This is a genomic window from Streptomyces sp. NPDC029159 (assembly GCF_055564055.1).
Map to the genome: position 1 here is coordinate 50792 of NZ_JBVHWT010000023.1, position 6623 is coordinate 57414.

Sequence of the window (6623 nt, forward strand, 5' to 3'; positions counted from 1 at the left end):
CCGCACGGTGGCGGTCCCCGGCGCCCGGACACGTCGAGGGTGCCTGCCCTTCAGGACAGTTTCCGTCCTGAAGGGCAGTGCGCGGACCGCCCGTTCCGCCGCCCCGGCAGCCGTCAGCCCACGTCCCCGTCGCGCAGTCGGCGGTTGTCGAGGACCGCGACGGCGCGGCGGATGCGCGCGGTCTCGGCCTCGTCGACGGCGGCGGTGACGGTGTCCGGTGCCGCGCCGAGGCGGGCGCGGACGGTGCCGTCGGGGGCGACGAGCATGCTGTGGCCGATGCCGGTGGGCGCCTTGGTGGGCTGCTCGGGGTCGGCCGCCGGGTCCGGGGCGGACTGGCCGACGGCGGCGAGCCAGACGGTGGCGTCCAGCGCCCGGGCGCGGACGAGGAGTTCCCACTGGTCGCGCTTGCCGGGCCCGGCGCCCCAGGAGGCGGGGAGCACGCTGACGGTGGCCCCGGCGTCCGCATGGGCCCGGAACAGTTCGGGGAACCGCAGGTCGTAGCAGGTGGCGAGGCCGACGCGGACGTCGTCGACGTCGATGGTGACGACCCGGTCCCCGGCGGCGACGGTGTCGGACTCGCGGAAGCCGAAGGCGTCGTAGAGGTGGATCTTGTCGTAGGAGGTGTCGATGCCGGGGCCGGTGGCCAGCAGGGTGTTGGCGACCCGGCCGCCGGGGGCGGGGGTGAACATGCCGGCGACGACGGTGATTCCGGCGGCCTGTGCGGCGGCGCGGACGCCGTCCGCCCAGGGGCCGTCGAGCGGTTCGGCGACCGGGCCGAGCGGTACGCCGAAGCGGCACATGGCCGCCTCGGGCAGGACGGCCAGCCGGGCGCCGTCGTCGGCGGCGCGGCGGACGTGCTCGGTGAGCAGGGCGAGGTTCTGCCGGGGGTCGTCCGTCGACGTCAGCTGGCAGAGGGCGATACGCATGGGGCTCCGTTTCCTCGGGTCGGGTGCGGCGCGTCCGGGGCGCGGGGCGTGCCCGTAGGAGCATGGTGCCTCGCCGGGGCGGCCGACCGCAGCGGGGTTCCGGCCGGAAGGGGCGCCCGGTTCGGCACCCGCCCGGTCCGAGCGCGGTGCCGACCGGGCGGCCCGCCCCGTCACCACCCCATGTGCGCGGCGATCTCCTCGACGCACTCCCGCAGCCGCGGCAGATGGCTGTGGAGCTCGTCCGCCGAGGTCAGCGCGGTGACCGCGCCCAGCGAGATCGCCAGTCGCGGTGCGCCCGACCGGGCCGGGACCGCCATGGCGATCGAACGGACGCCGACCTCGCCCTCCTCGTCGACCTCCGCCCAGCCCCGGGCCCGCACCCGCGCCAGCTCCTCGCGTACCGCCCCGGGTTCGGTCACCGTACGGTCGGTCACCGCGGGCAGCTCCTTCTCCAGGAGGGCGTCGACGGTGGCCGCGGGCTGACCGCAGACCAGCGCCTTGCCGAGCGAGGTGGCGTGCCAGGCGTTGCGGGTGCCCTCGGCGCTGCGGAGCTGGAGGTGCTGGGTGCCCTGGACTGCGAGGACCAGCAGGACGTCGCCGTCGTGGAGGATGCCGGCGATGGCGGGCAGTCCGGTGGCGGCGGCGAGGGTCCGCATGGGGGCGGCGGCCTCGGAGTAGCCCGCCGGTGAGCGGTGGAAGCCGCGCGAGAGCTCCAGGACGCGGACGCCCGGGGCGTAGCGGCGGGCGCGTTCGTCGTAGGAGGCGAACCGCTCGGCCACCAGGCGGCCCAGGATGCGGTGGGCGCTGCTGACGGGAAGCCCCGCCAGCCGGGCCGCCGCGCTGACCCCGAGGCCGCCGGGGTGGTCGGCGAGGACGGACAGCAGCCGCAGCCCCCGGCTGAGCTGGTCGTCGCCGGATGTCGTGGTCATGGTGCGTCTCCCGTGTGCCGCGCCGGTGGCCCGGCCCTTCCTCGATCTCAGCGGGCCTCGGCGGGCTCCGGCTGCCCGGTCACCGTACCCAAGGGCTCGGCGGTGGGCCGGGACTCGCGCACCGTGAGGGTCAGTCCGGCGGAGAGCAGTGCGCCGGCGGCCATCATGGCGAAGGCGCCCGCGTCGCCGAGCGCGGTGCCGCGCACCCAACCGACCAGGTAGGTCCCGGCGAACGAGCCGAGGGCGCCGAAGGAGTTGACCATCGCGACGGCCGCGCCGGAGATCCCGGCCGGGGCGAGCGAGGAGATCAGCGCGAAGAACGGGCCGTAGGGCGCGTAGAGGCAGGCGCCGGCGACCACCAGCAGCGCGAAGGCGAGGACGAAGCGGTCGCCCGCCAGGTAGGAGCCGAAGAGGGCGACGCCGCCCGCGGCGAGCCAGGGCCAGACGGCGGCGCGGCGGCGGCCGCTGCGGTCCGAGAGGCGGGAGTTGACAAGCATCGCGACGACGGCGAAGGCGTACGGGACGGCGGTGAGCAGTCCGGTGGCGCCGATGCCCTCACCGGTGCCGCTCTTGACGATCGAGGGCAGCCAGAAGACGAACCCGTACATGCCGAACGACCAGCAGAAGTACTGCGCGGACATGAGCAGCACGGGGCGCGAGCGCAGCACCGCGCGGTAGGAGCGGGCCAGGTCGCGGGTGGCGGCCGGTGCGGTGGAGGGGTCGGCGCGCAGTTCGGCGAGTTCGGCGGCGGGGAGCCAACCGGCGTCGTCGGGGCGGTCCTTGATCAGGCGGAGGCAGAGCAGGCCCCAGATCACCGAGGGGATGCCCTCGACGATGAACATCACGCGCCAGTCGGAGACGGAGATCAGCCAGCCGGAGAGGGCGGACAGCCACATCACGGTGACGGGGTTGCCGAGGATCAGCAGTGTGTTGGCGCGGCCGCGTTCGGCGTGGGTGAACCAGCGGCCCAGCAGCATCACCATCGACGGCAGGACGGCGCCCTCGACGACGCCGAGCGCGAAGCGGACCGCGATCAGCTGCGCCGGGTCGCTCAGCAGTCCCTGGACGACGGCGAGCAGGCCCCACAGCACCGTCGACCAGGCGATGAGGCGGCGGGCGCTGCGCTGCTCGGCGTAGATGGTGCCGGGGATCTGGAAGATGAAGTAGCCGAGGAAGAAAGAGGCCGCGATCAGCGAGTCGAGGCCCGCCGAGAGGTGGAGTTCGTCGGCCATGCCGCCCGCCGAGGCGAGCGAGTAGTTCGACTTGTCCAGATAGGCGAGCGAGTACGTGAGGAAGGCGACGGGCATCAGGTGCCGGGCGCGGCTGGAGGCCCACAGCGAGGGCGTGGGCTTCAGGGACGGTGACGGCGTTGTCATCATTGACCCCCCGTTTTCCGTGAGATGGAAAATGTTTCACTAGGCGGGAAGAACTTACGAGTAGGTAGCAGTTCCGGTCAATGGTTGGCCGGAACCTGTTCGCTCGCTTCCCTGTTTCCCTGCTTCCCGCCGTCGAGGAGACGCACGATGACCGACGTCCTGATCCCCTGGCCGCAGCTCGACGAACGTCACGGCCCCTGGCCCGACGGCACCCGCGTCCATGTGTGGGACGGCCACACCCCGATCGAGCAGCTGCCGGCCGAGGCGCTGGACGCGGTGGGCCTGTGGGTCATGCCGTACGCGGTCGCCGACGCGCACCGGCTGCTGGAGCGGCTGCCGCGGCTGCGCGCCGTGCAGTCGCTGAGCGCGGGCGTCGAGAAGCTCCAGCCGCTGCTGCCGGCGGGGGTGGCGCTGCACAACGGCCGCGGGCTGCACGACGCCTCCACCGCCGAGCACGCCCTCGGGCTGATCCTCGCCGCGCAGCGCGAACTCCCCCGCTGGGTCGCCGACCAGGGAGCGGGCCGCTGGGCGCCGCACTTCACCCGCTCGCTGGCGGACAGCCGGGTCGCGATCGTCGGGTACGGGTCGATCGGCGAGGCGCTGGAGCGGCGGCTGCTCGCCTGCGAGGCGGAGGTCGTCCGGGTCGCCCGGCGGGCCCGACCCGAGCACGGGGTGCACGCCGTCGAGGAGCTGCCGCAGCTGCTGCCGGAGATCGACATCGCGGTGCTCACGCTGCCCGAAACCCCCGCCACCACCGGGCTGTTCGGCGCCCGGGAGCTGGCCGCGCTGCCCGACGGCGCGCTCGTCGTCAACGTCGGGCGCGGCCGCACCCTGGACACCGCGGCGCTGCTCGCGGAGACCACCGCCGGACGGCTGCGCGCCGCCCTCGACGTCACCGATCCCGAACCGCTGCCCGGCGACCACCCGCTGCGCCATGCGCCCGGCGTCCTGCTGACCCCGCACATCGGGGGCGGCGCTGCATCGTTCCGGCCGCGCGCCGAACGGCTGATCGTGGAGCAGGTCCGCCGGTGGGCGGCGGGCGCGGAGCTGCTGAATCCGGTGCCCACGCAGGGCTGACGGACGCGGGCGCCGGGACCGTCAGGCGGCCACCGGGTCGCCCGGCGGAATCGCCGTGGCCGCCGCGCTCAGTGCGTCGAGGACCGGCCGGAACAGCGGGTGGTCCTCGGCGCCGCGGCGGACGGCGGCGAAGACCCGGCGGGTCGCCGCGACCCCGTCGACGGGCCGCACCGCGACCTGGGTGAGATCGGTGTCGCGCAGCGCCGACCGCGGCACCAGCGCCACCCCGGCTCCCGCACCGGCGAGCGTGACGACGGCCCGGAAGTCGTCGGACGAGTGCGCCAACTCGGGCCGGAACCCGGCGTATTCGCAGGCCAGGACCATCACGTCATGGCAGGGGTTGCCCGGGTACGGCCCGATCCAGGGGTCTTCGGCGAGCGCCGCCACCGGCACCGCCGGGGCGTGCGCGAGGCGGTGGTCGCGCGGCAGCACCGCGTCGAACGGCTCGGCGTACAGCGGGATGCGCACCAGCCGCCGGTCCGCCGCGCTCGGTGCGCCGCGGTACTCGACGGCCACGGCGACATCGGCGCGCCCGTCGAGCACCATCGGCAGACTCTCGTCGCCCTCCGCGTCCCGCACCCGGACGACGATGCCGGGTGCGGCGGCGCGCAGTGTGGTGATGGCCGGGGCCACCACCACACCGATGCCGGTGGCGAACGCCGCGACGGTGACCTCGCCCGCCGCACCGCTGGTGTACGCCGCGACCTCCGCCTCGGCGCGCTCCAGCTCCGCGAGGACCGCCCCGGCGTGCCGCAGCAGAATCGCGCCGACCGGGGTGAGGCGCGCCCCGCGGTGGTCGCGGGCGAGGACCTTGTGGCCGGTCTCCTGCTCCAGCGCCGCGATCTGCTGGGAGACGGCGGAGGGCGTCAGGTGCAGCGCCGCGGCTGCCGCGGTCACCGTGCGGTGGTCGGCCACCGCCTGGAGGGTGCGCAGCCGTCGTGCATCGATCACGCCATCGATTCTGCCAGGCGGTTCACCCCTCCGAGGCGCCCCCCAGGGCCTCGCGGGCCTCGACGAACGCGTCCACGGCGCGATGCACGTCCTCGGTCGAGTGCGCGGCGGAGAGCTGGACCCGGATCCGGGCGGCGCCGTGCGGCACCACCGGGTACGAGAAGCCGATGACGTAGACGCCGCGCTCCAGGAGGAGTTCGGCCATCCGCGCCGCCTCGCCCGCGTCGCCGATCATGACCGGGGCGATCGGGTGGTCGCCCGGCAGCAGGTCGAAGCCCTCCTCGATCATCCGCGAGCGGAACAGCGCGGTGTTCGCGGCGAGCTTCTCGCGCAGGTCACCGGCGGACTCCAGCAGGTCGAGGACCTTCAGGGAGGCGGCGGCGATGACCGGCGCCAGGCTGTTGGAGAAGAGGTAGGGCCGGGAGCGCTGGCGCAGCAGGGCGACGATCTCGGCGCGGGCGGCGACATAGCCACCGGAGGCGCCGCCGAGGGCCTTGCCGAGGGTGCCGGTGAGGATGTCGACGCGGTCCAGCACGCCGTGCAGCTCCGGGGTGCCGCGGCCGCCCGCGCCGACGAAGCCGACGGCGTGCGAGTCGTCGACCATCACCATCGCGTCGTAGCGCTCGGCGAGGTCACAGATCTCCCGCAGCGGGGCGACATGGCCGTCCATGGAGAAGACGCCGTCGGTGACGACGAGCCGGCGGCGGGCGCCCGCGGCGTCCTTGAGCTGCGTCTCCAGGTCGGCGAGGTCGCGGTTGGCGTAGCGGAAGCGGCGGGCCTTCGACAGGCGGATGCCGTCGATGATGGAGGCGTGGTTGAGGGCGTCGGAGATGACCGCGTCCTCCGGGCCGAGGAGGGTCTCGAAGACACCGCCGTTGGCGTCGAAGCAGGACGAGTAGAGGATCGTGTCCTCCTGGCCGAGGAAGGCCGAAAGGCGCGCCTCCAGCTCCTTGTGGACCTCCTGCGTGCCGCAGATGAAGCGGACGGAGGCCATGCCGTAGCCCCAGCGGTCGAGGGCGGCGTGACCGGCGGCGATCACCTCGGGGTGGTCGGCGAGGCCGAGGTAGTTGTTGGCGCAGAAGTTGAGCACCTCGCCGGGGCGGCCTCCTGCGGTGACCTGCACGCTCGCGGACTGCGGGGTGGAGATGACGCGCTCGGGCTTGTGCAGTCCGGCGCTGCGGATCTCGTCGAGGTCGGCGCGCAGGTCGTCGCGTACGGAGTCGAACATGTCCTGTCCTTCGGGGTCGGGTACCGGGTCACGGAGGGGACGGTGGGGCGGGGGGGGGGGGGGGGGGGGGGGGGGGGGGGGGGGGGGGGGGGGGGGGGGGGGGGGGGGGGGGGGGGGGGGGGGGGGGGGGGGGGGG

Annotated in this window: 6 protein-coding genes; 1 reads left to right on the forward strand and 5 read right to left on the reverse strand. The window is 74.8% G+C overall.

Features of this window, described 5'->3' with window-relative positions:
* Window positions 1–113: 113 nt before the first annotated feature.
* The 3 genes from ACZ4U4_RS29895 to ACZ4U4_RS29905 all read right to left on the reverse strand — a co-directional run bounded on the left by ACZ4U4_RS29895 (window position 114) and on the right by ACZ4U4_RS29905 (window position 3234).
* Window positions 114–926, reverse strand: coding sequence for a carbon-nitrogen hydrolase family protein (locus ACZ4U4_RS29895; protein ID WP_467880743.1), 813 nt, complete (start codon window positions 924–926; stop codon window positions 114–116).
* Window positions 927–1096: 170 nt separating this feature from the next.
* Entirely contained in the window at window positions 1097–1855 is a 759-nt protein-coding gene (locus ACZ4U4_RS29900) for an IclR family transcriptional regulator (protein WP_467880746.1), read from the reverse strand.
* A 47-nt stretch (window positions 1856–1902) separates the two neighbouring features.
* Complete coding sequence (locus tag ACZ4U4_RS29905) at window positions 1903–3234, reverse strand: MFS transporter (protein WP_467880749.1); 1332 nt, start codon at window positions 3232–3234, stop codon at window positions 1903–1905.
* A 144-nt stretch (window positions 3235–3378) separates the two neighbouring features.
* Between ACZ4U4_RS29905 and ACZ4U4_RS29910 the strand changes: the two genes are divergently transcribed.
* Entirely contained in the window at window positions 3379–4308 is a 930-nt protein-coding gene (locus tag ACZ4U4_RS29910) for a 2-hydroxyacid dehydrogenase (protein ID WP_467880752.1), read from the forward strand.
* Between the two features lie 21 nt (window positions 4309–4329).
* Here the strand turns inward: ACZ4U4_RS29910 and ACZ4U4_RS29915 are convergent, their stop codons facing one another.
* Both ACZ4U4_RS29915 and ACZ4U4_RS29920 read right to left on the reverse strand, forming a co-directional pair.
* Window positions 4330–5259, reverse strand: a complete 930-nt coding sequence (locus tag ACZ4U4_RS29915; RefSeq protein ID WP_467880754.1) for a LysR substrate-binding domain-containing protein — start codon at window positions 5257–5259, stop codon at window positions 4330–4332.
* 22 nt (window positions 5260–5281) lie between these two features.
* Entirely contained in the window at window positions 5282–6487 is a 1206-nt protein-coding gene (locus ACZ4U4_RS29920; protein ID WP_467880757.1) for a glycine C-acetyltransferase, read from the reverse strand.
* Between the last annotated feature and the right edge of the window lie 136 nt (window positions 6488–6623).

Excerpts from the sequence above, each read along its gene's own strand:
- ACZ4U4_RS29895 (WP_467880743.1), bottom strand. The coding sequence starts at position 926 with ATGCGTATCGCCCTCTGCCAGCTGACGTCGACGGACGACCCCCGGCAG.
- ACZ4U4_RS29900 (WP_467880746.1), bottom strand. The coding sequence starts at position 1,855 with ATGACCACGACATCCGGCGACGACCAGCTCAGCCGGGGGCTGCGGCTG.
- ACZ4U4_RS29905 (WP_467880749.1), bottom strand. The coding sequence starts at position 3,234 with ATGATGACAACGCCGTCACCGTCCCTGAAGCCCACGCCCTCGCTGTGG.
- ACZ4U4_RS29910 (WP_467880752.1), top strand. The coding sequence starts at position 3,379 with ATGACCGACGTCCTGATCCCCTGGCCGCAGCTCGACGAACGTCACGGC.
- ACZ4U4_RS29920 (WP_467880757.1), bottom strand. The coding sequence starts at position 6,487 with ATGTTCGACTCCGTACGCGACGACCTGCGCGCCGACCTCGACGAGATC.